The organism is Pseudomonas fluorescens (assembly GCF_001623525.1).
GTDB lineage: Bacteria > Pseudomonadota > Gammaproteobacteria > Pseudomonadales > Pseudomonadaceae > Aquipseudomonas > Aquipseudomonas fluorescens_Q.
The window spans coordinates 6,307,582-6,329,921 of sequence record NZ_CP015225.1; the positions used below are offsets into that span (position 1 = coordinate 6,307,582).

Annotated in this window: 21 protein-coding genes; 8 read left to right on the forward strand and 13 right to left on the reverse strand. The window is 62.5% G+C overall.

The annotated features are described in order from the left end of the window. Nucleotides 1-156: 156 nt before the first annotated feature. Entirely contained in the window at nt 157-1,680 is a 1,524-nt protein-coding gene (locus tag TK06_RS27375; protein WP_063324582.1) for a fumarate hydratase, read from the reverse strand. A 476-nt stretch (nt 1,681-2,156) separates the two neighbouring features. Here TK06_RS27375 and TK06_RS27380 point away from each other — a divergent pair, with 476 nt between their 5' ends. From TK06_RS27380 to TK06_RS27390, 3 genes are read left to right on the forward strand one after another with little or no spacing between them, the layout of a single operon-like run. Continuing rightward, entirely contained in the window at nt 2,157-3,263 is a 1,107-nt protein-coding gene (locus tag TK06_RS27380) for a GGDEF domain-containing protein (protein ID WP_063325235.1), read from the forward strand. Beyond that, the gene (locus tag TK06_RS27385) at nt 3,256-4,191 is read left to right on the forward strand and encodes an iron-sulfur-binding ferredoxin reductase (RefSeq protein ID WP_063324583.1); all 936 of its coding nucleotides are present in this window, start codon (nt 3,256-3,258) and stop codon (nt 4,189-4,191) included. Before TK06_RS27380 ends, TK06_RS27385 begins: the two co-directional genes overlap by 8 nt. A gap of 28 nt (nt 4,192-4,219) precedes the next feature. Then, nucleotides 4,220-4,969 carry an enoyl-CoA hydratase gene (locus tag TK06_RS27390; RefSeq protein ID WP_063324584.1) on the forward strand — a complete coding sequence of 250 codons (750 nt, stop codon included), beginning with the start codon at nt 4,220-4,222 and terminating at the stop codon, nt 4,967-4,969. A 101-nt stretch (nt 4,970-5,070) separates the two neighbouring features. Here the strand turns inward: TK06_RS27390 and pyk are convergent, their stop codons facing one another. Then, nucleotides 5,071-6,522 (reverse strand): pyruvate kinase, encoded by a 1,452-nt coding sequence (pyk, locus tag TK06_RS27395; protein WP_063324585.1) that lies wholly within the window; start codon nt 6,520-6,522, stop codon nt 5,071-5,073. Between the two features lie 365 nt (nt 6,523-6,887). Between pyk and TK06_RS27400 the strand changes: the two genes are divergently transcribed. Together TK06_RS27400 and TK06_RS27405 are read left to right on the forward strand one after the other, a co-directional pair. Then, a complete protein-coding gene (locus TK06_RS27400) occupies nt 6,888-7,262 on the forward strand; it encodes a tetratricopeptide repeat protein (protein WP_053124682.1) in 375 nt (124 codons plus the stop codon). A 290-nt stretch (nt 7,263-7,552) separates the two neighbouring features. Further along, nucleotides 7,553-7,912 (forward strand): PilZ domain-containing protein, encoded by a 360-nt coding sequence (locus TK06_RS27405; protein ID WP_063324586.1) that lies wholly within the window; start codon nt 7,553-7,555, stop codon nt 7,910-7,912. Between the two features lie 77 nt (nt 7,913-7,989). Here the strand turns inward: TK06_RS27405 and TK06_RS27410 are convergent, their stop codons facing one another. The 7 genes from TK06_RS27410 to TK06_RS27440 all read right to left on the reverse strand — a co-directional run bounded on the left by TK06_RS27410 (nt 7,990) and on the right by TK06_RS27440 (nt 15,595). Then, the gene (locus tag TK06_RS27410; RefSeq protein ID WP_063324587.1) at nt 7,990-8,358 is read right to left on the reverse strand and encodes a DUF6124 family protein; all 369 of its coding nucleotides are present in this window, start codon (nt 8,356-8,358) and stop codon (nt 7,990-7,992) included. A 341-nt stretch (nt 8,359-8,699) separates the two neighbouring features. After that, a complete protein-coding gene (locus TK06_RS27415) occupies nt 8,700-10,031 on the reverse strand; it encodes a DUF58 domain-containing protein (RefSeq protein ID WP_063324588.1) in 1,332 nt (443 codons plus the stop codon). A gap of 175 nt (nt 10,032-10,206) precedes the next feature. Then, on the reverse strand, nt 10,207-11,211 hold the full coding sequence (locus TK06_RS27420; RefSeq protein WP_063324589.1) for an AAA family ATPase: 1,005 nt from the start codon (nt 11,209-11,211) through the stop codon (nt 10,207-10,209). Further along, a complete protein-coding gene (locus TK06_RS27425; RefSeq protein WP_063324590.1) occupies nt 11,208-12,371 on the reverse strand; it encodes a DUF4350 domain-containing protein in 1,164 nt (387 codons plus the stop codon). The genes TK06_RS27420 and TK06_RS27425 overlap by 4 nt, the downstream gene beginning before the upstream one ends. After that, nucleotides 12,368-13,912 carry a DUF4129 domain-containing protein gene (locus TK06_RS27430; RefSeq protein ID WP_063324591.1) on the reverse strand — a complete coding sequence of 515 codons (1,545 nt, stop codon included), beginning with the start codon at nt 13,910-13,912 and terminating at the stop codon, nt 12,368-12,370. The genes TK06_RS27425 and TK06_RS27430 overlap by 4 nt, the downstream gene beginning before the upstream one ends. Continuing rightward, nucleotides 13,899-14,873, reverse strand: a complete 975-nt coding sequence (locus tag TK06_RS27435; RefSeq protein WP_063324592.1) for a stage II sporulation protein M — start codon at nt 14,871-14,873, stop codon at nt 13,899-13,901. Before TK06_RS27435 ends, TK06_RS27430 begins: the two co-directional genes overlap by 14 nt. Next, entirely contained in the window at nt 14,870-15,595 is a 726-nt protein-coding gene (locus TK06_RS27440) for an RDD family protein (RefSeq protein WP_063324593.1), read from the reverse strand. Before TK06_RS27440 ends, TK06_RS27435 begins: the two co-directional genes overlap by 4 nt. A 257-nt stretch (nt 15,596-15,852) precedes the next feature. Here TK06_RS27440 and sbcB point away from each other — a divergent pair, with 257 nt between their 5' ends. Then, the gene (gene sbcB, locus TK06_RS27445) at nt 15,853-17,289 is read left to right on the forward strand and encodes an exodeoxyribonuclease I (protein WP_063324594.1); all 1,437 of its coding nucleotides are present in this window, start codon (nt 15,853-15,855) and stop codon (nt 17,287-17,289) included. 81 nt (nt 17,290-17,370) lie between these two features. On the opposite strand, the gene mvaT is transcribed toward sbcB, so the two are convergent. Then, complete coding sequence (mvaT, locus tag TK06_RS27450; protein ID WP_003205091.1) at nt 17,371-17,748, reverse strand: histone-like nucleoid-structuring protein MvaT; 378 nt, start codon at nt 17,746-17,748, stop codon at nt 17,371-17,373. A 306-nt stretch (nt 17,749-18,054) separates the two neighbouring features. Here mvaT and purU point away from each other — a divergent pair, with 306 nt between their 5' ends. Both purU and TK06_RS32815 read left to right on the forward strand, forming a co-directional pair. After that, complete coding sequence (gene purU, locus TK06_RS27455) at nt 18,055-18,903, forward strand: formyltetrahydrofolate deformylase (protein ID WP_003205089.1); 849 nt, start codon at nt 18,055-18,057, stop codon at nt 18,901-18,903. Nucleotides 18,904-19,028: 125 nt separating this feature from the next. Continuing rightward, nucleotides 19,029-19,202 (forward strand): hypothetical protein, encoded by a 174-nt coding sequence (locus tag TK06_RS32815; RefSeq protein ID WP_170862114.1) that lies wholly within the window; start codon nt 19,029-19,031, stop codon nt 19,200-19,202. 4 nt (nt 19,203-19,206) lie between these two features. On the opposite strand, the gene TK06_RS27460 is transcribed toward TK06_RS32815, so the two are convergent. The 3 genes from TK06_RS27460 to TK06_RS27470 are packed head-to-tail and all read right to left on the reverse strand — an operon-like array spanning nt 19,207 to nt 22,074. Further along, nucleotides 19,207-20,202 carry a lysylphosphatidylglycerol synthase transmembrane domain-containing protein gene (locus TK06_RS27460; protein WP_063324595.1) on the reverse strand — a complete coding sequence of 332 codons (996 nt, stop codon included), beginning with the start codon at nt 20,200-20,202 and terminating at the stop codon, nt 19,207-19,209. Beyond that, on the reverse strand, nt 20,199-20,966 hold the full coding sequence (locus TK06_RS27465; protein ID WP_063324596.1) for a DUF2334 domain-containing protein: 768 nt from the start codon (nt 20,964-20,966) through the stop codon (nt 20,199-20,201). Before TK06_RS27465 ends, TK06_RS27460 begins: the two co-directional genes overlap by 4 nt. Before the next feature lie 16 nt (nt 20,967-20,982). Then, on the reverse strand, nt 20,983-22,074 hold the full coding sequence (locus tag TK06_RS27470; protein WP_086936729.1) for a glycosyltransferase family 4 protein: 1,092 nt from the start codon (nt 22,072-22,074) through the stop codon (nt 20,983-20,985). Nucleotides 22,075-22,340: the final 266 nt, after the last annotated feature.

The window sequence follows — 22,340 nt, forward strand, 5'->3', positions numbered from 1 at the left end:
TGTGGCGAGGGCGCTTGCTCCCGCTGGGCTGCGTAGCAGACCCTTTTGTGAGCGCTACGCGCTCAAGCGGGAGCAAGCTCCCTCGCCACGGTTTGCACAAAAAAAGGCCGGTGAGCTTGTCGCCCACCGGCCTTTTTTACAGCAGCAAAGTGCCTGTTACTGCACTTCCACCGCCAGGCTGTCACTGATCTTCTTTTGCCAGATGGCAGGACCGGTGATGTGCACCGACTCGCCTTTGCTGTCGACCGCAACGGTCACCGGCATGTCCTTGACCTCGAACTCGTAGATCGCTTCCATCCCCAGTTCGGCGAACGCCAGGACCTTGGATTTCTTGATCGCCTGGGCCACCAGGTAAGCGGCACCGCCGACGGCCATCAGGTAGACGGCCTTGTTGTCCTTGATCGCTTCGATGGCGGTCGGGCCGCGCTCGGATTTGCCGATCATGCCCAACAGGCCGGTCTGCTCGAGGATCTGGCGGGTGAACTTGTCCATCCGCGTGGCCGTGGTCGGGCCGGCCGGGCCGACGACTTCGTCGCCTACCGGGTCGACCGGGCCGACGTAGTAGATGAAGCGGCCCTTGAGGTCCACTGGCAAGGTTTCACCCTTGTTCAGCATCTCGACCATGCGCTTGTGCGCCGCGTCGCGGCCGGTGAGCATCTTGCCGTTGAGCAGCACGGTTTCGCCCGGTTTCCAGCTCTGGACTTCTTCCGGGGTCAGGGTGTCGAGGTTCACGCGGCGAGCCGACGGGCCGGCTTCCCAGACGATTTCCGGGTAGGCGTCCAGCGGTGGCGCTTCCAGCGACGCCGGGCCGCTGCCGTCGAGCACGAAGTGGGCGTGACGGGTGGCGGCGCAGTTGGGGATCATGCACACCGGCAGCGAAGCGGCGTGGGTCGGGTAGTCCATGATCTTCACGTCGAGCACGGTGGTCAGGCCACCCAGGCCCTGGGCGCCGATGCCCAGTTGGTTGACCTTCTCGAACAGCTCCAGGCGCATCTCTTCGATACGGTTCTGCGGGCCGCGCGCCTTGAGCTCGTGGATGTCGATGGATTCCATCAACACTTCCTTGGCCATCACCGCAGCTTTCTCGGCGGTGCCGCCGATGCCGATACCGAGCATGCCCGGTGGGCACCAGCCGGCACCCATGGTCGGCACGGTTTTCAGTACCCAGTCGACGATGGAGTCGGACGGGTTGAGCATGGCCATCTTCGACTTGTTCTCGGAGCCGCCGCCCTTGGCCGCCACGTCCACTTCCACGGTATTGCCGGGGACGATGGAGTAGTGGATGACCGCCGGGGTGTTGTCCTTGGTGTTTTTGCGGGCGCCTGCCGGGTCGGCGAGGATGGACGCACGCAGGACGTTTTCCGGCAGGTTGTAGGCGCGACGCACGCCCTCGTTGATCATGTCGTCCAGGCTCATGGTCGCGCCGTCCCAACGCACGTCCATGCCCACGCGCACGAACACGGTCACGATGCCGGTGTCCTGGCAGATCGGCCGGTGGCCGGTGGCGCACATGCGCGAGTTGATCAGGATCTGCGCCATGGAGTCACGGGCCGCCGGCGATTCTTCGCGCAGGTAGGCCTCGTGCATCGCCTGGATGAAATCCACGGGGTGGTAGTAGGAAATGAACTGCAAAGCGTCGGCAACGCTCTGTATCAGGTCATCTTGCTTGATCACGGTCATGAGTCGCGCTCCTCTCTAAAGACGGGAACATTCAATAAGGTGCCGGCCGCTTGGGTGCATCGGTCGACGGGCGGCACCTCTATAAGGCACGCCGGGCATGCTGGCGCGACGCTAAAAAGGCGCGGCAGTATATCGCAGGCCGGCACCCTGTGGGAGCGAGCTTGCTCCCGATCACGACGGATTGATGAGGTGGGGAGTGAAACCTGTGGCGAGGGAGCTTGCTCCCGCTGGGCTGCGTAGCGGCCCCCTGGTTTGTCTGACACACCGCAAGGGGACGCTGCGCGTCCAGCGGGAGCAAGCTCCCTCGCCACGGGGACCAGGACGACCTACAAATGCGTCAATCTGGGCCATTGCTTTGACGCCATTTTTCTGCTCCAGAATTGAATGGTCATTTGTCCTACACGCCACTAAAGTGGCGTCTGGCCTGTAGCGTAGGACGCCTCCTGTCAGTTTCCTTTCCCATGGTGAGTCAACGATTGACCCATAACGCCATTCAACGTCTTTTGCTGAAACGCTTCGCTTTGGCGGCAGCGACGTACGCGCTGGCACTGGTTTTATTGTGGCTGGCATTTTTCAGTGGTCATTACCTCGATTCGTTGCGCGGTGTCATCATCGGCAGCGTGTTGGTCGTGCTGTGCCAGGCTGGGCTGTTTGCGCTGTTTATCACGGATCGTAACCTGCGCTTCGCCGACCCCAGCCTTACCGAAGCGCAGGTGTTGATCGGCCTGGGCTGGCAGACCTGGATGATGGCGCACCTGGACCAGGCTCGGGGCGTGTTCCTGGTGTTTTATGTATTGATCCTGCTGTTCGGGCTGTTTCACCTGTCGCGCCGGGCCTTCGTGCGCTGCGCGACGCTGGTGTTCATCAGCTTCGCCGCTATTACCCTTTGGGACGGTTACTTCTTCAGGCTTCCCGATCCCACCTTGGCCGGGTTGCAGGTGGCCGTGCTGTTTCTGGTGCTGGTGTGGCTGGTGTTTTACGCCCGCTACGTCCAGATATCACGTCAGCGCATGCGCCAGCGGCGGTTTGCCCTGCAGGCGCACCAGGACACCTTGCGCGGGATGATGCGCCAGCTCGAAGACCTGGTGGCCACCGACGAGCTGACCGGGCTGTTCAATCGCCGCCACTTCCTGCGCCTCGCTTCGCGCGAACTCAACACGCTCAGGCCCGGCATCGCCCATGGCCTGGCCCTGATCGACCTCGACCATTTCAAGCGCATCAACGACCTGCACGGCCACGCCGCCGGCGATCAGGTGCTGCAGGCATTTGCCGCGGTCGCCACAGCGTGCCTGCGCGAGGGCGATGTATTGGCCCGTTATGGTGGCGAGGAGTTCGTCATGCTGCTGCCTGCCTGCGACCCCCAGCGCCTGACGGCCTGCTGTGAAAGGCTGCGGCTGGCATTCACAGAAGTCGAGCTGATCGGTCTGCAGGTCGGCGCCCTCAGCTTGTCGGCGGGCATGACGATGCTGGGAATGGGCGATGACCTGGACAACGCGTTGCAGCGTGCCGACCAGGCCCTGTACCGTGCCAAGCGAGACGGTCGCAATCGGTGCGCTGCCGCCTGGGAGAACGTCGATGCCTGAACTGACAGTCGCCGGTCGGCAATGGACGGTGGCGGCGGGCAGTAACCTGCTGGACGCCTTGAACGGTGCAGGCGTCGCGGTGCCCTACAGTTGCCGCGCCGGCAGTTGCCACGCCTGCCTGGTGCAGTGTGTGGGCGGTGATGTGCGCGACAGCCGCCCCGACGCCCTGAGCCCGACGCAGCGCGACCAGGGTTGGCGGCTGGCCTGCCAATGCCAGGTGGTCGAGGATGTGCAGATCCACACCTTCGACCCGCAACGCGACGGCCAGGCCGCTAACGTGACGGCGGTGGATTGGCTTGGTGGCGATGTGCTGCGCCTGCGCATCACCCCCAAGCGGTCGCTGCGTTATCAGGCCGGGCAGCATCTGGTGCTGTGGGCCGGCGACGTGGCCCGGCCGTATTCCCTGGCGAGCCTGCCCGAGGAAGACCGTTTCCTGGAATTCCACCTCGATTGCCGCGAACCCGGTCAATTCATCGATGCGGCCCGGCGGATGAAGGCCGGTGATCCGATCCGCCTGGGCGAGTTGCGCGGCGGTGCCCTGCATTACGACCCCGACTGGCACGCCAGGCCGCTGTGGCTGCTCGCCGCCGGCACCGGCCTGGCGCCGCTGTTCGGCTTGCTGCGCGAAGCCTTGCGTCAGGATCACCAAGGCGCGATTCGCCTTATTCACGTGGCCCATGATGCGGCTGGGCATTACCTGGCCAAACCCCTGGCGGCGCTGGCGGCCAAGCACCAAAACCTCACCGTGGAACTGTTGACCGCGGCCGAGGCGCCGTCCGCCTTGGCGCAACTGCGGCTTGTTTCACGGCAAACCCAGGCCTTACTCTGCGGCCATCCCGACCGGGTCGAGGCCTTTGCCAAACGCTTGTACCTGGCCGGCTTGCCGCGCAACCAACTGCTGGCCGACGTCTTCCTGCCCCGTGGTTGAGCGCTGATTTCCAGACGCGAGACCGACCATGACCCCAACCCTGTTGCTCGACCGAGAACGCGGCCTGCTGACGGTGCGCTTGAACCGTGCGGAAAAGAAAAACGCCCTGACCCGGGCCATGTACAGTCAGTTGGCCCAAGCCCTGGCGATGGCGGACAGCGACCCGCAGATTCGCGCAGTGCTGCTCACCGGTTCCAGCGACTGCTTCACTGCCGGCAACGACATCGTCGACTTCCTCGAACAACCACCGAACGACCTCGATAACCCGGTGTTCCAGTTCATGCTCAGCCTGCTCGATTGCCGCAAACCGGTGATCGCCGCCGTGGCCGGGCCGGCGGTGGGCATCGGCACCACGTTGCTGTTGCATTGCGACCTGGTCTACGTCAGCCGGGACGCGCGGCTGCGCATGCCGTTCGTCAACTTGGGGCTGTGCCCGGAATTCGGCTCCAGCCTCATCCTGCCACGGTTGCTGGGCCAGGCCAGGGCCGCGCAATTGTTGCTGTTGGGCGAGGGCTTCAGTGGCGAACAAGCGGTCGCCTGGGGCATTGCCACCGAGGCAATGGACAGTGGCGAGGCGGCATTGGCCAAGGCGCGGGAGGTGGCGTTGCGCTTCGAATCGCTGCCGGCTGAAGCGGTGAGTATCAGCAAGCAACTGATGAAAGCGCCGGACCGGGAACAGTTGCGCAAGGTGATTGAAGCAGAGGGCAAGCTGTTCACCCAGCGGCTGCGTTCGCCCGAGGCGGTTGCGGCGTTGTCGGGGTTTATCAACAGGCAATAAGTTCTGCAGGGCCCAGTTCAGGCACTACATTCCCCAAGGGCAAAAACCAAAAAGCCCCGCCATTCACATGGCAGGGCTTTTGTTTTCCAGCGCTCGGTCACTCAGACCATCGGGTCGCCAACATGCAGGATTTTCATCCCGTTGGTGCCGCCGATGGTGTGGTAGCTGTCGCCTTTGGTCAGGATGACCCAGTCACCGGTCTGCACCACGCCGCGCTTGACCAGTTCATCCACCGCCGCCTGGCTGACTTCGCCCGGTTGCAGGGCGGCCGGGTCGAACGGCACGGTGTAGACGCCACGGAACATGGCGGCGCGAGCCTGGGTTTCGCGGTGCGGGGAGAATGCGTAGATCGGCACCGAGGAACGGATGCGCGACATGATCAACGGCGTGTAGCCACTTTCGGTCAGGGCGATGATCGCTTTCACGCCCGGGAAGTGGTTGGCGGTGTACATCGTCGCCAGGGCGATGCTCTCGTCGCAGCGCTCGAAGGTCTTGCCGATGCGGTGGCTGGAAGTCTTGCTGGTCGGGTGCTTTTCAGCGCCGATGCAGATGCGTGCCATGGCCTGCACCGCTTCGAGCGGGTAGAGGCCCGCGGCGCTTTCGGCCGAGAGCATCACGGCGTCGGTGTAGTCCAATACGGCGTTGGCTACGTCGGACACTTCGGCACGGGTCGGCATCGGGTTCTGGATCATCGACTCCATCATCTGGGTCGCGACGATCACCGCTTTGTTGTGGCGGCGTGCGTGCAGGATGATCTTCTTCTGGATACCCACCAGCTCAGCGTCGCCGATTTCCACGCCCAGGTCGCCACGGGCCACCATCACGGCGTCGGAGGCCTTGATCAGGCCGTCGAGGGTTTCGTCGTCGGCGACGGCTTCGGCGCGCTCGATCTTGGCCACCAGCCAGGCAGTACCGCCGGCTTCGTCGCGCAGTTGACGGGCGTATTCCATGTCGGCGGCGTCACGGGGGAAGGACACGGCCAGGTAATCGACTTCCATCTCTGCGGCCAGCTTGATGTCGGCCTTGTCTTTTTCGGTCAGGGCCGGTGCGGTCAGGCCACCACCGCGACGGTTGATGCCTTTGTGGTCCGACAGCGGGCCGCCGATGGTCACGACGCAGTTCAGTTCGGTGGCGGTGGCGGTCTCGACGCGCATCACCACGCGACCGTCGTCGAGCAGCAACTCGTCGCCCACGCCGCAGTCCTTGACCAGGTCCGGGTAGTCGATACCCACCACCTGTTGGTTGCCTTCGGTCAGCGGATGGCTGGTGGAGAAGGTGAAGGTGTCACCAATCTTCAGCTCGATGCGCTTGTTGGCGAATTTGGCGATACGGATCTTCGGGCCTTGCAGGTCGCCCAGCAGGGCAACGAAACGGCCGTGCTTGGCGGCGAGGTCGCGCACCAGCTTGGCACGTGCCTTGTGTTCTTCGGGGGTACCGTGGGAAAAGTTCAGGCGGGCGACGTCCAGGCCAGCCAGAATCAGCTGTTCGAGAACTTCCGGCGAATTACTGGCCGGGCCAAGGGTAGCGACGATTTTGGTGCGACGGACGGACATGCAAGACTCCTCAAGTTCAAGCGCCAGCGAAGGCTACTATGCTCTTTGGGTGTAGTCATTGTTCATATGCACTACTTTTTCGTTTGTTTTTCGAAATGAACATTCCTGAAAATTTTCACACCTCTTTAAAGCCTGCCACAGGCTCTTGTGGCGAGGGAGCTTGCTCCCGCTGGGTTGCGAAGCGACCCCAAACAAGTTGAACCCGGGCTGCCTGATACACCGAGGGGCCAGGTTTCAGGGCTGCTGCGCAGCCCAGCGGGAGCAAGCTCCCTCGCCACGGGGTGTGTGCCAGCCATGGCAAGCGTTTTCAGGCTGAAGATTTTCTCAGCCAGGTCGATACAGAGCTCAAGACAGGAGAACCTCCCATGCGATTCGTGCTTTTTGTTGCCCTGGCCCTGAGCGTCACGGGCTGCACCCGTTGGTCGATGAACCATCACATGAACCTGGCCTACAAGGCCTATGACCGCGGTAATTGCGAGCAGGTCATGCTCGAACTGTCCCAGGTCGACCGCGCCAGCCGTGCCCGCCGCTACATGCAGCCGGAAGTCTCGATGCTGCGCGGCCAGTGCCTGGAACGGCAGAAGCTGTTTGTCGATGCGGCGCAGACCTACCAGTTCATCATCACGCAATACCCTAACAGTGAATACGCCTTCCGCGCCCGCGCCCGGCTCGAGACCTTGCAGAGCCTGGGCCATTACCCGACCCGCAGCGCGTCGGCGATCCGCCCGACGGCGTCCTGACAGGCTCATCAAGCCATGGGCCGGGGGCGATCCCTGGCCACAAGCCACCGGGTGTTTTTGTTTATGAAAGGTGTGCGCACGGACTGGCTGCCACACGACCATGAGCTATATTTGTACAAATCGTCATTAGAGCTAAATCTCTAACTTCAAGCGGCACCTGTGACCGGCAGCACTAGGCTTGAACGCTTGCGAGCGTCTGGCACCGGGATCGGGGAGAGCGAGCTGGCGTGTGCTCGTTCCGAAGTATTAGGTTGCCCCGATTCGGGGTCGTTCAAAAAGCGATACAGGACATGTACAAAAAACGGCGCATCGAACGGCAGCAGCTGCCGTATTTCCTGAGAGTGTTTAATGGCGTCAACGGCAAGCCCATCGGTTTTTTGGGCAACGTTTCTGCAGATGGCCTGATGCTGATCAGCCATTTACCGTTGATGGTCGGTGCGGACTTTGACTTGCACCTGAAAATCCCTTCCGACGAGGGACCGCAGCAGAACATTGTGCTCAGAGCCAATTGCCTGTGGTGCCGCGAAGACGTGACGCCGCAGCATTTCGACGCCGGTTTCAGCCTGCAATGGGCGCCGCCGGAGTACGGGCAACTGATCAGCGCATTGCAACAATATTTCAGTTTTTATCCGTTGCCGGAATCGGCCTGAGCCCCGGTCACTTTTGTTGGCGCAACACTTTGTGGGAGCGAGCAAGCTCGCTCCCACAGGTTTCTCATACACCTCTTCTAGCGCTGAACCTTCGCCTCGTTATCCAGCATCTTCTCCAGCAACAACACCCCCATCTCGCCCATTTGGTGAATCGCCAGGGCCAGGTTGCGCGGGGCGCCTTCCAGGTCTTCCGATAAATCCAGGATCAGCGTGCTCACCGAACAGAAGGTTTCGTAGGTGTGCGCGAGCATGCCATCGGGGTCGGCGTCGGGGGCGACGATGAAGTAGTCCGGTTGTTTGCCAGGCTTCTTGTCAGGTTGGCCGTGGTTGGGCTTGAGGTAATAGTCGAGGGCTCTTTGGGCGGCTTCGTCGAGCTTTTCGGGGTCGAGGGTTTCGTGGGGGGAGAGCGGGTCGGTATGGGGCGGATTGGGGGTTGGTTTGATCATATTCGTTTTTCCATGATTGGTGCTGCCACCCGGTTCGCGACTAAACGAGGGGTGGCGGCTGGACGCAGGTTAGTCGACCGGTGGAAAAACGAAGCCCGGCGCGCCCGAGGGCGCCCTGCGCACAGCCACCATCAAGTGCGGGGATAGGGGAACCCGACTGGATGACGCTTGTGCACACCGTTTTTACCACCGGGCGACTAAACCCGATCGCTGGATATCAGCGACGCGAATCAAGTTACGGGGCAAGGCCAAGGCACACAAGCCGGCGGATTCTGGCGGATCTGTAGTCCGTTGCGCAAGGCGCTGTAGTCAGCTGGAGCTTTGCTGGCTCGCTGTAGGACCTATGCGGTCCCCGCCTTTTTCCATGCAAGATATTGCGTCACCAATTGCGCCCCCAACTCACTGGGGCGCGCATCCAGGGTCGGGATGCCATGGGCGCTCAGTTGCTGATGCAGTTCGGCCCGGGCATTCAAGTAGTCCACCGTTCCGCAATAGGCCAAGGCTTCAGGCAAGGTTTGCACCGGCGCCTGGCGCAACCGGTCGAGGGCTTCTTCCCGCAGGCTGGCCACCAGTACTCGATGCTGTTGGCCCAACCGTTTCACGGCGGCGAGCAGATCGGCGTCGTCCTCATCCCGCAAGTTGGTCACCAGCACCACCAGGGCCCGGCGTTTTTGCCGGGCCAGCAGTTGGGTGACGGCTGCCTGGTAGTCGGCGGGGCGTTGGCTGCTGTCGAGGTCGTACACGGTGTTGAGCAAGACGTTGAGCTGGCCCGGGCCTTTGACCGGGGCGAGGTAGCGGGGCTGATCACTGGCGAACGTGTTCAGGCCCACGGCATCGCCCTGGCGCAGCGCGGTGTAGCTGAGCAGCAGGCAGGCGTTGAGGGCGTGGTCGAAGTGCGACAGCTCGCCGTCCTGGCTGCGCATGCGCCGGCCGCAGTCGAGCATGAAGATGATCTGTTGGTCGCGCTCGTCTTCGTATTCCCGGGCAATCGGCGTGCGATGGCGGGCCGTAGCCTTCCAGTCGATCTGGCGCAGGCTGTCGCCCTCGCGAAATTCGCGCAGTTGATGAAATTCCTGGCCCTGGCCGCGCCGTTGCCGCTGACGGATGCCGAGTTGGCTGAGCCAGTTGTCCACCGCCAGCAGTTGACCGTCGTAGAGCCTGGCGAAGTCCGGATAGACCCGCGTCTCATCGACCGCATCCAGCAGGCGCTTGTCGGTCCACAGGCCCAATGGGCTCGGCAGGTTGATTTCGCAATGTTCGAAGACGAAGTGCCCGCGCTCGAGCGGGCGCAGGCGGTAGCCAACCTGGCTGTGTTGGCCGGGTTGCAGCTCGACGGACAGGGGCAGGTTTTCGAAATCCAGGCCGTCGGGTACGTGATCGAAGACCTGCGCCTCCAGCGGTTGGGCAAAGTCATGGCTGATGTCCAAGCGGATTTCACCCCAGCGACCCAGGGCCAGGCTGCCGGGCATCTGCCGTTGTACCCGCGGCGAGGGCAGGCGCCTGACGCGCACCGCGTCGAGCAGCGCCAGGGCCAGCAAGGCCAGCAGCAGCCCCCAGTTGATCGACAGCAGCGCCGATGGCACCGTCACGCCGAGTGCTCGCAGCGCGCCCAGCACAATGCCGAGGGCCAGCAGAAGCGCGAGCCAGATCAAGAGCAGGCGCGAGGGTTTCATGGGTGCATTCCCGTTGGAGACATGCAGAGCGCGCTTTTGTGGCGAGGGGATTTATCCCCGCTGGGCTGCGAAGCGGCCCCCTGGTTTTGTCTGACACACTGCAAGGGGCCGCTGCGCGCCCCAGCGGGGATAAATCCCCTCGCCACAATGAGTTTCTCCATCATGAAATGCGTATTCACAACCGCGGCGCCGGCACTTGATCGAGCAACTGCCCCAGCACCTGGTCCACCGACAGCCCTTCGATGTCCAGCTCCGGCGCCAGCCGCACGCGATGGCGCAGCACCGCGATGGCGCAGCCCTTGATGTCGTCCGGCACGACGAACTCGCCGCCGCGCAACAACGCCCGGGCCCGGGCACACCGCACCAGGGCAATCGACGCGCGCGGTCCGGCGCCGAGGGTCAGGCCCGGCCAACTGCGGGTGGTACGGGCCAGGCGTACGGCGTAGTCGAGCACCTGATCGTCCATCGGCAGGTCGCTGGCAATGCGTTGCAGCGCTTGCACGTCCTTGGCCTGCAACACCACGCGCAGCGGTTGCACGTCGAGCATGTCGGCGCGGGTCGAGCGGCTGACCTGGCGCACCATGTCCAGTTCCTGGTCGGCGTCCGGGTAGTCCATGCGCACCTTGAGCATGAAGCGGTCGAGCTCGGCTTCGGGCAACGGGTAGGTGCCTTCCTGTTCGATGGGGTTCTGGGTGGCGAGGACCATGAACGGCTGGCTGATGGGCAGGGCGCGGCCTTCGAGGGTGACCTGGCGTTCCTGCATGGCTTCGAGCAGCGCGGCCTGGGTCTTGGCCGGTGCGCGGTTGATCTCGTCGGCCAGCAGCAGGTTGGTGAACACCGGGCCCTTGCGCAGCTTGAACTGCTCGGTCTGCAAGTCGTACACCGCGTGCCCGGTGACGTCGCTGGGCATCAGGTCGGGGGTGAACTGGATGCGCGCGAACTCGCCGTTGAAACAGCGGGCCAAGGCCCGCACCAGCAAGGTCTTGCCCAGCCCGGGAACGCCTTCGAGCAGCACGTGACCACCGGCGATCAGCGCGGTGAGCACATCGTCGATCACCGCGCTCTGGCCGACCACCGCTTTGCGCAGCTCGGTGCGGATGGCCTGGGCCAACTGACTGGCGCGCTGGCGCTGTTGGGCGGCGTGGGCCTGGCCGTCGGTAGGTTCGTTCTGTTCAGTCATAAGGCATTCCTGAGAGTTTGCAAATGGGCGACCTGGCGGCAGAACTCAGCGTTCGACATCCGCTGTTTCGGCCGGGGGCTCAAGGCCTGGCTGATGGCTCGCGTGGGCTGGCGGGTCAGGCGGGCGAGTACCTGCCATTGTTCGGCGACGGCCAGTTGTTCGAAGCCTGGGTGAAGATGACGTGCCCGGCGCAGCACGTCTTGTTGCAAGGCATGCAACAGGTACTCCTGGCCGTTGTGGCGCAGGTGGAAACCGGCGCCGGCCTGCACATGCTCTTCCAACTGACGCCGCGCCTTGGGCGCCGGTTGTTGCAGTGGGCCATGGCGTACCGCCGAGCGCCAGAGCCATAGCGCAACCAGAGCCAGCAGGGCCACCAGTGCCTGGGGGAAATAGCGCAGCAGCAAGGTCAGCAGGTCGTCGTGGTCGGTGTTGAACAGCAGGGTGACGTCCGTGTCGGCGCTCAAATACCAGAGCAGCCAGGCGTTGTCGTATTGGTCGATGGCATCGTTCTTCCACAGCTCGGCGTCGGTGATCACGGTGATTGAGCCCAGGCCGAGGTTCAACTGCATCATGTGGGTCGACAGTGCGCTGTTGGCCCAGGCCTGGGCCAGGTTGTGCGGGTCTTCGAGGTGGAAATCGGTGTCGAAGCCGATATACGCCGGCGCCTCTTCATCTTCCAGGTAGAGCTTGGTCAGTTCCGGGTAACGGTCCTTGATCAGTTCGGGCGCGGGCTCCTTGAGGTCTTCGCTCAGGAGTTGACGCAGGCGCACGCGATCGAGCAGCAGGTCGCCGCTGCTGCCGGTGTTGTTGTCCCACAAGGCTTCGGCAACGAAGAGCAAGCGCCCGCCGGCCCGAGTCCAGTTCATCAACTGTTCGACTTCCCGTGGCGTCATGTGGGTTCGCTCGCCCAGCAACAGCAGGCTGTGCTGGCGAGGTTCCAGGCTGGGCAGCACCTCCAGGCTGTTGGCGTGCTCGACGTTGATCCCCCGTTGGCGCAGGAAAAGTTCGGCGGCCAGGTAAGGATTGGCCTGGGCTTCAGGGGAGGGGCCGTGTTCGACGACCTCTTCATAGGGTTCGGCCTTGGTGTAGAGGTAGAGGCCGAATGCGCACACCAGCGCGGCCAGCACGGCGCCGATCAGCCACCCTGCGTGCCGGCTCATCGAGAGGCTCCCGGACCGAACAGCTCGCGCCAGCCGTCACACAATTCCTGTTGCAGGTGTGTCGGCGGTGGACGATGCCCATAGGCAATGTTCTGCCAATGCAGGGTCAGGTTTTTGCTGAAGCCCAGCAGGTTGTCCTGCTTGAGTTGTTCGACGCGTTCCAGCACCTGGCCTTCGGTGTCGGCCGGTTTCAAGGGGATCTTGAAGTCATGATGCAACCGACTGAGCAGCGCCCGGTACAGCAGGCCCAGGGCTTCACGGGGTTGCGTGGCCCACAGTTGTTCGACGCGGGTGGCCACATCGGCGGGCAGGCTCTCTTCGCGAATATCCAGGCCGAACATGCGCGCCGGTACGGCTCGTTCCACCGGCAGGCGCTGCGTCGGTCGGCGATTGGCCAGGGCCTTGAGTCTTTCACGGTAGCGCCAGGCCAGCCAGGCGATCGCTGCCATCAGGCAGGCCCACAGCACCACCTGGATCAGTGCGGCGGCGATGTCGAAACGTTGGCTGCCGAGCCATTTGAACAGGTCCTTGAGCCAGCTCGGTTTGGCCTCGGTCTCGGCCTCGGGGGATTCGGCAGTTTCTTCGCCGAAACGATAACGGATAACGGTCTCGGGGGTCTTGAACGGCGGGGCGTCGAGGATTGCCTTGATACCGTCCCGGGAGGCTTCGCTGGTGAGGGGCTGGTTGAGCAGCCGCGGGCTATCGGGGGCGTCGCTGTCTTCGGCGGCAAACGCCGGGGGCGTCGGCGGCAGCAGCATGAGCGCCAGCAGCATCAACACCGGGGCCACGCCGCTCAGGCGCTGACGCAGGCGTCGGAACACCAGTTCGATGTCCCACGCTTCGAGGATGGTGCGCCGGTTCAGGTAGAGGCTGAAGCCGCAGGCGACATACACCGGCTCCCACAAGATCAGCAGCAGCGGGTAGAGGAAGTTGACCAGGTGTTCGAACCACAACCAGTCGTGCTCGGCCGCTGACACCAGCGTCTCCCAATCCCATTGCAGTTCGACTTGTTGTGGCACGAACAGGTAGAACAGGGCCATCAGGCCGAACCACAAGGCGGTTTCCAGGTGCACGCCGATGATGGTCAACCATTGCGCCGCGCCGCGGTTGCGTTGCATCAAAACCCGCAAGCGTTGCGTCCGCGCCTCACCGCTAAGCCCCTCCAGTTGCACCACCGGCATCAGGAAGCTGCGGCTCAGGCTCAGCCGGCGCCAGGTCAGGCTGGCCAGCAACTGCGGCTTGAGCAGCGCCGGCCACTGGCGCAACGCCTGGCGCAAGGTGGGGGTTTCACCAAACAGTGCCTTGGACAGAATGTACAGCGGCAGCCGGTCGAAGGCCGGCTTCAACCACCAGAACAGCATCACCACCAGCGACGGTGAATCCCACAGCAGCAGGGTCAGCAACAGATACACCGGCAACGTGATGATCGCCCAACTGGTCATCAGCAGGCGTCGATGCTGCTGGCTCATCAACACCCCCAGGTCCATGGCTTCCCAGGTGGAGCGTGGGCGGATGACGACGGTGGCGTCACTCAGGCGCATGGCGGACCCGTCCGGCAAGCGACAGATAGCTGATGACCAACAGCCACAACAAGGCGCCCACCGTGTATTTGGTGGCGGGCGTCACGGCGCTGGAAGACCAGTAGGCCTCGATGAACGCGGCAATGAGCAGGAACAGCATCACACCGCCGATCATCAGTACGCTTTTGCCCGCCGCGAGCCGCAAGGCCTCGCCTCGGCTCAGGCGTCCCGGCGCAATCAGAGCCCAGCCCAGTTGCAGGCCTGCGGCCCCGGCCAGGGCGATGGCAGTGAGTTCGAAGGCGCCGTGGCCAATCACGAACGACCAGAACGTTCCCCCGGAGCCGATCTGGGTCAGGTGCCCAGCCACCGCGCCAATGGTCAGGCCATTGAAAAACAGGAAGAACGCGCTCCCCAGGCCAAACATCAAGCCACTGGCAAAGGTCTGAAAGGCAATGCCGATGTTGTGCATGATGTAGTAACCGAACATGACCCAGTCCTCGCTGGCGGCGCGCTCGACCGAACGCCCCAGGTGCCCGGACGCGGGGTCATACATGCTGCGGATCTGGCTGATTTCGTCGGCGCCGAGCACGCTGTAGACCAGTTCCGGGAACAGATAGACCAGCAGCCCGATACCCACCAGGCTGCCCAGGAACATCAGGCTGGCGGCCAGCACGAATCGCCATTGTTCACGCACCAGTCGGGGAAAACCGGCCAGGATAAACGCCGAGAGACCGGTCGATGGCCGGCTGCGATCCCGGTACAGTTGCTGGTGACCGCGCAGCGCGAGTTGTTGCAGTGTGTCGACCAGCAAGCTGCTGTAGCCCCGGGCCTGGGCCAATGCCAGGTGGTGGCAAAGCCGTCGGTAGGTGGCGGGAAAGTCGCTGCTCTGGGGCACGCTGCGGCTGCGCTCCAGTTGGTCGAGTTGCCGGGCCAGGTGCTCCCATTCCCCTTGGTGACGGCTTTCGAACAGGCTTTGCTTCATGTTGGCCCCAGCAGGCCGCGGGCGACGCCATTGAGTTCGGCCGCAGCGTTTGGCACCTGGACGTTCAGTGGCGCGGCCAGGATGGCAGCCAGTTCGTTGACCCGCGCCTGGGACAGTTCTGCCTGGCGTTCGGCGAAGCCCAGTACGGCGCGTTGCTCATGCAGGCTGAGGGTGAAAGGTGTTCGTATCGGCGCTGCCATTGGCAATGCAGGGCGTTTGACCGGTTGTTCGCGATACACCACCAGCGTGCCGGCCGCGAGATCGCCCAAGCGCTTGAACGCCGGATGCTGCAGGCAACTGATGGCCCCGAAGGTGTAGCCGAAGGGCAGCATGTCGACAAAACGCAGCAGGTTGCGGATCAACGACGCCGACCAGCCGATGGGCCGGCCATCGTCCTGCACCACGCGCAGCCCCATGATCTGCTTGCCGGGAGAGCGCCCCTGGTTGAGCACCTCGAACAGCACCATGTACCACCAACTGACGACAAACAGCAGGATGGACCCAAGGCCGATCCCCAGCTCGCCGAAAAACGCCAGGACCAGAAAGAACAGCCCCAGGACCAGCCCGCGTATGCCCAGGTCGATGGAGAAGGCGATTGCACGCGGCATCAGTCCCGCCGGGCGCAGCGGCAGGTCGATGCCTTCGGGCGTTTCAACCTGATAGCGCGTGTCCAGGGGCGCGGGCAGCGTCGCGTTCCTTTGCAGTGCTGGTGTCTCGAGCATGGGCAACCTGTGATGGGCCAGACCGAATGTTCAATCTCGGCCCAGATGCTAGCAGTCTTCGTGCGGGCAAACGATACAACTGTGCAGGTCATTTCATGGTTTGCAACAGGATTGAGAAGGCGAACACTGCCCATATGAGCACCAGGGTTCAAACTGTGGGCGTGGAACCCGTGTTGGAATTCAAAAGTTACAGGACTGCTGGTCTCGGGCGGGCCCGAGCGCCTAGACTTCGCCAGTCTTCAGTTCAGGAACAGCCCGTGACTTCCATCTTCTGGTACGACTACGAAACCACTGGCATCAACCCGCGTTGCGACCGGCCCTTGCAGGTGGCGGGTATCCGTACCGATTTCGAACTCAATGAAATCGACGAACCGGTGAACCTGTATTGCCGGCCCAGCGATGACATCCTGCCGCATCCGGCGGCCTGTGCGATTACCGGTATCACCCCGACATGCCTGGCCGAAAAAGGCTTGAGCGAAGCCGATTTCATGACCCGTGTCCACGGGCACCTGGCCGCGCCCGGAACCTGTGGCGCCGGCTACAACACCCTGCGCTTCGACGATGAAATGACCCGCTACAGCCTCTATCGAAATTTCTTCGACCCGTACGCACGGGAATGGCAGGGCGGCAACAGTCGCTGGGATTTGATCGACCTGGTGCGCGCGGCCTATGCGCTGCGCCCGCAAGGCATTGTCTGGCCGCAAGAGGACGGGCGCGTAACCCTCAAGCTCGAGCGCTTGACCGCCGCCAATGGCATCGACCATGGCCAGGCCCACGATGCGTTGTCGGACGTGCGCGCGACCATTGCCCTGGCCCGGCTGATCCGTCAGCAGCAGCCCCGGCTCTACGACTGGCTGTTCCAGTTGCGCAGCAAACAGAAGGTGATGGACCAGATCCGTCTGTTGCAGCCCATGGTGCATATTTCCGGTCGCTTCTCGGCGGCGCGCAACTACATCGGTGTGGTCTTGCCGCTGGCCTGGCACCCGAAAAACCGTAACGCCCTGATCGTATGCGACCTGCACCTGGACCCCCAGGGCCTGCTGGACCACGATGCCGAAAGCCTGCGCCAGCGTCTGTATACCCGCCGTGAAGAATTGCTCGAAGGTGAGTTGCCGGTGCCGCTCAAGCTTATCCATATCAACAAATGCCCGGTGATCGCACCATTGTCGGTGCTGCGTGCCGAGGACCAGCAGCGACTGGAGTTGGACATGGAGGGCTATCAGCAACGGGCATCGCGGCTAACTGACGCACAGAAAGTTTGGCAAGATAAACTTCAGGCTATTTATGGTCGCGAGGATTTCACCGCCAGCGAGGATCCCGAGCAACAGTTATACGCGGGCTTCCTGGGGGATCGCGATCGACGTTTATGTGAACAAGTCCGCATGGCGGATCCGGCGCAATTGGCTCGAGAACGCTGGCCTTTCGATGATGAGCGTTTACCAGAACTATTGTTCCGATATCGTGCACGCAACTTTCCAGACACGTTGAATCCTGAAGAGCAGGAGCGTTGGAGACTTTTCTGTCAACAACGGCTGTCATCCCCGGAGTGGGGCGCGCCTAATACCTTGGAAAGTTTTGATGCGGCGATGGGGGAGTGGATGGACCTGTCTACACCAGTGCAGCAAGAAGTACTCAGGGAGTGGAAGGGTTACAGCCAGCAATTGCGCAAACGTTTAAGCCTTGGGCCGCGATGAAGTGAAAAGATGACAGGCAAAAAAACGCCAGCAATCGCTGGCGTTTTTTTGTTCGCTAAGAACGCTGCGAACCGGTGGGGCTTAGCCCAGCAGGGTTGCCCAGCCTTCAACCACGTCACCGCCCCACTTGGCTTTCCACTCTTTCAGAGTCTTGTGGTTGCCACCTTTGGTTTCGATGACTTCGCCGTTGTGCGGGTTCTTGTATTGCTTAACTTTGCGAGCGCGTTTGGTGCCGGTAGTTTTCACGGCGCCACGTGGTGCTTTGCTCGACTTGGCTTCTGGATCCAGCAGGGCAATGATGTCGCGCAGCGACTTGGAGTATTCGCCCATCAGAGTGCGCAGTTTGCCTTCGAATTCAAGCTCGGTTTGCAGTTTGTCGTCTTGGGACAGGTTTTTCAGGCGAGCTTGCAGTTCTTTGATAGCTTCTTCTGTGGCGCGGTATTCATTGATCAAGGACATGTGGACTACCTTATGTAGGACGCGGGTGACAAGGACACAGTGCGACAATAGTAATCAGACAGTTTCATCAAGTAAACATTTAACCGGTGTTTTATTTAATTAATTAGTGCTACGCCACAAAAACGCCTGTTGCAGTTAAATACCGCGACAGAGTCTTCACATCTGTTCACACATATAGCTTGCTTTCCCGGGCCTCGCCGGTCGTGGCCCGGGGGGCGTCGTCGAGATTTGGCGTCTCATCGATACTGCAGTTTTGCCGCGCAATGGCTAGAATGGCCGCCTTTGCGAAGTTCTGGAGTTTCCCTAATGCGCACTTTTCGTCTGGTGATTGCTTGCCCGGACCGCGTCGGCATCGTTGCTAAAGTCAGTAACTTTCTGGCGTCCCATAACGGCTGGATCACCGAAGCAAGCCATCACTCGGACAATCAAAGCGGTTGGTTTTTCATGCGTCACGAGATTCGTGCCGACTCGCTGCCCTTCGGTATCGAAGCCTTCCGTGAAGCATTCGCCCCCATTGCCGAAGAGTTCTCGATGGACTGGCGTATCACCGACACCGCGCAGAAAAAGCGCGTGGTGCTGATGGCCAGTCGCGAGTCCCACTGCCTGGCCGACCTGTTGCACCGCTGGCACAGCGATGAGCTCGATTGCGACATCGCCTGTGTGATTTCCAACCATGATGACTTGCGCAGCATGGTGGAATGGCACGGCATCCCTTACTACCACGTGCCGGTCAACCCGCAGGACAAGCAGCCGGCGTTCGCCGAAGTCTCGCGGTTGGTCAAGCAGCACGATGCCGAGGTGGTGGTGCTGGCCCGCTACATGCAGATCCTGCCGCCGGCCTTGTGCCGCGAATACGCCCATAAGGTCATCAACATCCACCACAGTTTCCTGCCGTCGTTCGTCGGGGCCAAGCCGTACCACCAGGCCTCGATGCGTGGTGTGAAGCTGATTGGCGCCACCTGCCACTACGTGACCGAAGAACTGGATGCCGGCCCGATCATCGAGCAGGACGTGGTGCGCGTCAGCCACAGCGACAGCATCGAAGACATGGTGCGTTTCGGCCGTGACGTAGAGAAGATGGTGTTGGCCCGGGGCCTGCGTTATCACCTGGAAGATCGGGTGCTGGTGCACGGCAACAAGACCGTGGTGTTCTGACCACACTGCAAAGGGCCTGGACGAGCGATCGCCAGGCCTTTTTACTGAAGCACAATATGACCCGTGGCGAGGGAGCAATCTCTGGCCACAATGATTCATGAAACCTTCAGGGGCAACGTTGCACCATGACCGATCCACTGGATAAAGCCACCTCCCGTGCGCCGGACACCCTGGGCGAGGGCTGCCTGAGCCGCTACGACCCTGATGCACTGGGGCCCGAGGATGGCACTGAGTTCCCCGATGCCGCGCAACTGTGGGAGCAGTTACATCCCCAGGATGAGCCCGGGCAGAAGCGCTGATCGCTCAGGCCTGCTTGAGCTTTATCAGCTTCTTGATCAGGGGGCGCCCGACCATCAGGAAGAACACCGGTCCGCCGGCCACCAGGTAAAAGTAATAGGTCACTGCTCGCCAGATCAGGATCGCTGCCGCCGCCGTGGATTTGCCCACCATGGGAGCCAGCAACGCCGCCGAGGTGACCTCGGCCGCCCCAGCACCGCCCGGCAAGAGGCTGAATTGCCCCGCGCTCAAGGACAGCATCTGGATCAGGAAACTCCAGGCCCACTGCAAGTCCGCGCCCAACCCTTTCAACGCCAGGTACAACACGCTGTAGCGCAGGGCCCAGTGCAGGCACGTCAGGCCAAAGACCTGGAACAGCGTCTGCCGTGGCAATTTCAAGGTATCGGTAAAGGCCGCAAGAAAGTGCAGGATCTTTCGCGCCCAGCGTCGGCGGGTGCTGCCCTTGACCCGCAAATGGCACAGCAGCCGCGCGCCCAGCAGGATCAGTCGGCGATGGAAGCGAGCTACCAGTGCGCAGGCGAACAGTCCGCCAAACATTGAAACCGCACTCAACCCCAGCATCCACTCCATGCGCTGGCTGAGGTTCTGGAACAGCGCATAAAACAGAATGCCCACCAAGGCGCAGAGGAAGAACAGCAAGTCGCTCAACTGATCCATGGCAAACACCGCGCTGCCATGGGCCGGGCGCACGCCGTTGCGTGCCAGCAGGGCCATCAGCGTCAGCGGGCCGCCACTGCCACCGGGCGTCGCGCACATGGCGAACTCGGTGGACATCACCACGCCGATGCTTTTCAGCCTGCCGATGCGCCCACGGTGTTCCCCCAGCAGCAGGCGCAAGCGCACGGAGTTCAAGGTCCAGCACAGCACGATCATGCCGAGCATGGCCAGCAGCAGGGACAGGGGAAAGCGCTGCACCCGCGACCACATTTCCCCACCACCGACCAGCAGCGGCACCAACAGCGCCGTGAGCAGGGCGGCGCCCAGCCAGATCAGCCGTTTCATGCGGCGCTGCGGGCCCGCAGCCCCTGGGTTGCCAGCCAGCCGACCTTGGTCATCGGCACTCGACCGTCGTTGAGCAGGCGTTCGAGGGTGCGCAGCCAATAGTCCCGGGAAAAGCTATGGCGCATGTCCACCGGATGCAGGCCCAGGCGAATCACCGGCGCCTGGCGCCAGCGCTGCTCACGCTGGTCGCTGATGACTTTCGACAGGCCACGGCGCCAGGCACTGCGGGCACTCCAGACCAGCCCCGGCGCGTCGATGGCGCTGAAGTCGGGCAGGCGATAGAGGTGTTGGGTGTCACTGGTGTAGCTCAGCGGTAACTGGCGCAAGGCTTGGCGCGTGCCTTCGCTCATCAGCCAGGCCGGGGCGACGAAGCCTTCCAGCGGCCAATGGTAGCGCTCGAAGGTGTCGATACCGGCGCGCAGGCGGGCGAGGGCGGCGGCCTCGGACAGGTTGTAGAACTCACCCTCATGGGTATAGACCCGGCGCATGAACCAGTCCTTGGGGTGGCGAGCGACAGGACCGTCGTCGCAATGGTAGTAGCCGTGCAACACCAGTTCGTCGCCGCGCTCGACCCGGCTATCGAGCAGGCGCCGAAAGCCGGGGTGAGCCTCCAAGGCATTGTTGCGGTGAAAGTCAGGTACCACCAACCAGGTCATCGGTACGTGGCCGAGGGCGTCAACGGCTTCGACGAAGGGCTGATAGTCGGGCCAGGTTTGCGGTGCCACGTCGTGCAGCACCAATAGCACGCTGGGCGAAGAACTCATCGACACGGTCCTCGCCTCAACCATTGGCCAGCAACGGCATTTGTTCGCCGAGCACGGCGTAGTAGTGCCCCAGCAAGCTGTTGACCACGGTATCCCAGGCGTAATGACGCTCCACGTGCCGGCGTGCCAATATCCCCCGGCGCTGACAACCTTCGGAAAACAGTTGGCGCACGGCATTGGCCATGGCCTGTGGATTGTTGGGCATGCACAGCAGGCCGCAGTCTTCGTTGACGATTTCGGTAAAGGCCCCGGCCGCCACTGCCACCACGGGAATGCCACTGGCCATGGCTTCGAGGATCACCAGGCCGAAGGTTTCCTGGTCACCGGCGTGCAGCAAGGCATCGGCGCTGGCCATGAGCCGGGCGACTTGCGGCGCCGGGCAGAATTCATCGATCACCGTGACGTTGTCCGGCACCAAGGCGGGCATCGACGAGCCCACCAGGAGCAGGTGGTAGCGCTCTCCCAGGCGTTTCATGCACTTGAGCAGCACCGGCAGGTTTTTTTCCTTGGAGCCGCGACCGGCGAAAATCAGCAGGCGCGCGTCTTCGGCGATGCCCAGCTCGGCGCGCAACTCCGGATCGCGGGCGGCCGGGTTGAAGGTTTGCAGGTCGACGCCCAACGGTTGCACGTAGACGTTCTTGACCCCCAACCCGGTCAGTTTGTCGGCCATGACCTGGCTCGGCGCCAGGACCCGGTCGAAATTGCCGTACAACTTGCTGACATAGGCTTCGATGTTGGGGGTGAACCAGTTGCCCATGCGGTTGCTGACCAGCAGTGGCAGGTCGGAGTGATAGAAACCGATGACGGGCACGTCGAGCTGGCGACGGGCATCCAGCGCGGCCCACGCCGTGAGGTAGGGATCGCCGACTTCAATCAGATCGGGCTGTAGATCGCGCAGGACATTGCGCCAGGGGGCCAGGCGAAGGGGGAAACGATAGCCCTTGCCGAACGGCAGTGCAGGGGCAGGAACCTTGTAGATCCCATCGTGCTCGCTCAAATGCGCGCCGGGGATCAACAGACTGTGGCGAATACCGGGCCGATCGCCCAGGCGCCGGTGCTTGGCATCCAGATAAGTGCGCACGCCTCCGCTGGCGGGGGCGTAGAACATGGTTATGTCCGCTATATGCACGATGAACGTCCCTCCGGTCAGTGTTCTCCTGTGTTGACCTTTAGTAAGAATAGATGTTCGGTTGGGTTATGGTGACGTAGCGGCTATGTAAATGAATACGTGGCGAGGGCGCTTGCTCCCGCTGGACCGGGCTGGCGCTCCAGGGCGAAGCACTCCCAAGATTTTGGGACCGCTTCGCAGCCCAGCGGGAGCAAGCGCCCTCGCCACATGAGTGCGATCACATGCGATTTTTATTTCCAGCGCCG

Excerpts from the sequence above, each read along its gene's own strand:
- TK06_RS27410 (WP_063324587.1), bottom strand. The coding sequence starts at position 8,358 with ATGATCAAACCAACCCCCAATCCGCCCCATACCGACCCGCTCTCCCCC.
- TK06_RS27400 (WP_053124682.1), top strand. The coding sequence starts at position 6,888 with ATGCGATTCGTGCTTTTTGTTGCCCTGGCCCTGAGCGTCACGGGCTGC.
- mvaT (WP_003205091.1), bottom strand. The coding sequence starts at position 17,748 with ATGTCCTTGATCAATGAATACCGCGCCACAGAAGAAGCTATCAAAGAA.
- TK06_RS27415 (WP_063324588.1), bottom strand. The coding sequence starts at position 10,031 with ATGAAACCCTCGCGCCTGCTCTTGATCTGGCTCGCGCTTCTGCTGGCC.
- TK06_RS27465 (WP_063324596.1), bottom strand. The coding sequence starts at position 20,966 with ATGAGTTCTTCGCCCAGCGTGCTATTGGTGCTGCACGACGTGGCACCG.
- TK06_RS27405 (WP_063324586.1), top strand. The coding sequence starts at position 7,553 with ATGTACAAAAAACGGCGCATCGAACGGCAGCAGCTGCCGTATTTCCTG.
- TK06_RS27430 (WP_063324591.1), bottom strand. The coding sequence starts at position 13,912 with ATGCGCCTGAGTGACGCCACCGTCGTCATCCGCCCACGCTCCACCTGG.
- TK06_RS27460 (WP_063324595.1), bottom strand. The coding sequence starts at position 20,202 with ATGAAACGGCTGATCTGGCTGGGCGCCGCCCTGCTCACGGCGCTGTTG.
- TK06_RS27420 (WP_063324589.1), bottom strand. The coding sequence starts at position 11,211 with ATGACTGAACAGAACGAACCTACCGACGGCCAGGCCCACGCCGCCCAA.
- TK06_RS27425 (WP_063324590.1), bottom strand. The coding sequence starts at position 12,371 with ATGAGCCGGCACGCAGGGTGGCTGATCGGCGCCGTGCTGGCCGCGCTG.
- TK06_RS27375 (WP_063324582.1), bottom strand. The coding sequence starts at position 1,680 with ATGACCGTGATCAAGCAAGATGACCTGATACAGAGCGTTGCCGACGCT.
- TK06_RS32815 (WP_170862114.1), top strand. The coding sequence starts at position 19,029 with ATGACCGATCCACTGGATAAAGCCACCTCCCGTGCGCCGGACACCCTG.
- TK06_RS27435 (WP_063324592.1), bottom strand. The coding sequence starts at position 14,873 with ATGAAGCAAAGCCTGTTCGAAAGCCGTCACCAAGGGGAATGGGAGCAC.
- TK06_RS27440 (WP_063324593.1), bottom strand. The coding sequence starts at position 15,595 with ATGCTCGAGACACCAGCACTGCAAAGGAACGCGACGCTGCCCGCGCCC.
- TK06_RS27470 (WP_086936729.1), bottom strand. The coding sequence starts at position 22,074 with ATGTTCTACGCCCCCGCCAGCGGAGGCGTGCGCACTTATCTGGATGCC.
- pyk (WP_063324585.1), bottom strand. The coding sequence starts at position 6,522 with ATGTCCGTCCGTCGCACCAAAATCGTCGCTACCCTTGGCCCGGCCAGT.
- purU (WP_003205089.1), top strand. The coding sequence starts at position 18,055 with ATGCGCACTTTTCGTCTGGTGATTGCTTGCCCGGACCGCGTCGGCATC.
- TK06_RS27385 (WP_063324583.1), top strand. The coding sequence starts at position 3,256 with ATGCCTGAACTGACAGTCGCCGGTCGGCAATGGACGGTGGCGGCGGGC.
- TK06_RS27390 (WP_063324584.1), top strand. The coding sequence starts at position 4,220 with ATGACCCCAACCCTGTTGCTCGACCGAGAACGCGGCCTGCTGACGGTG.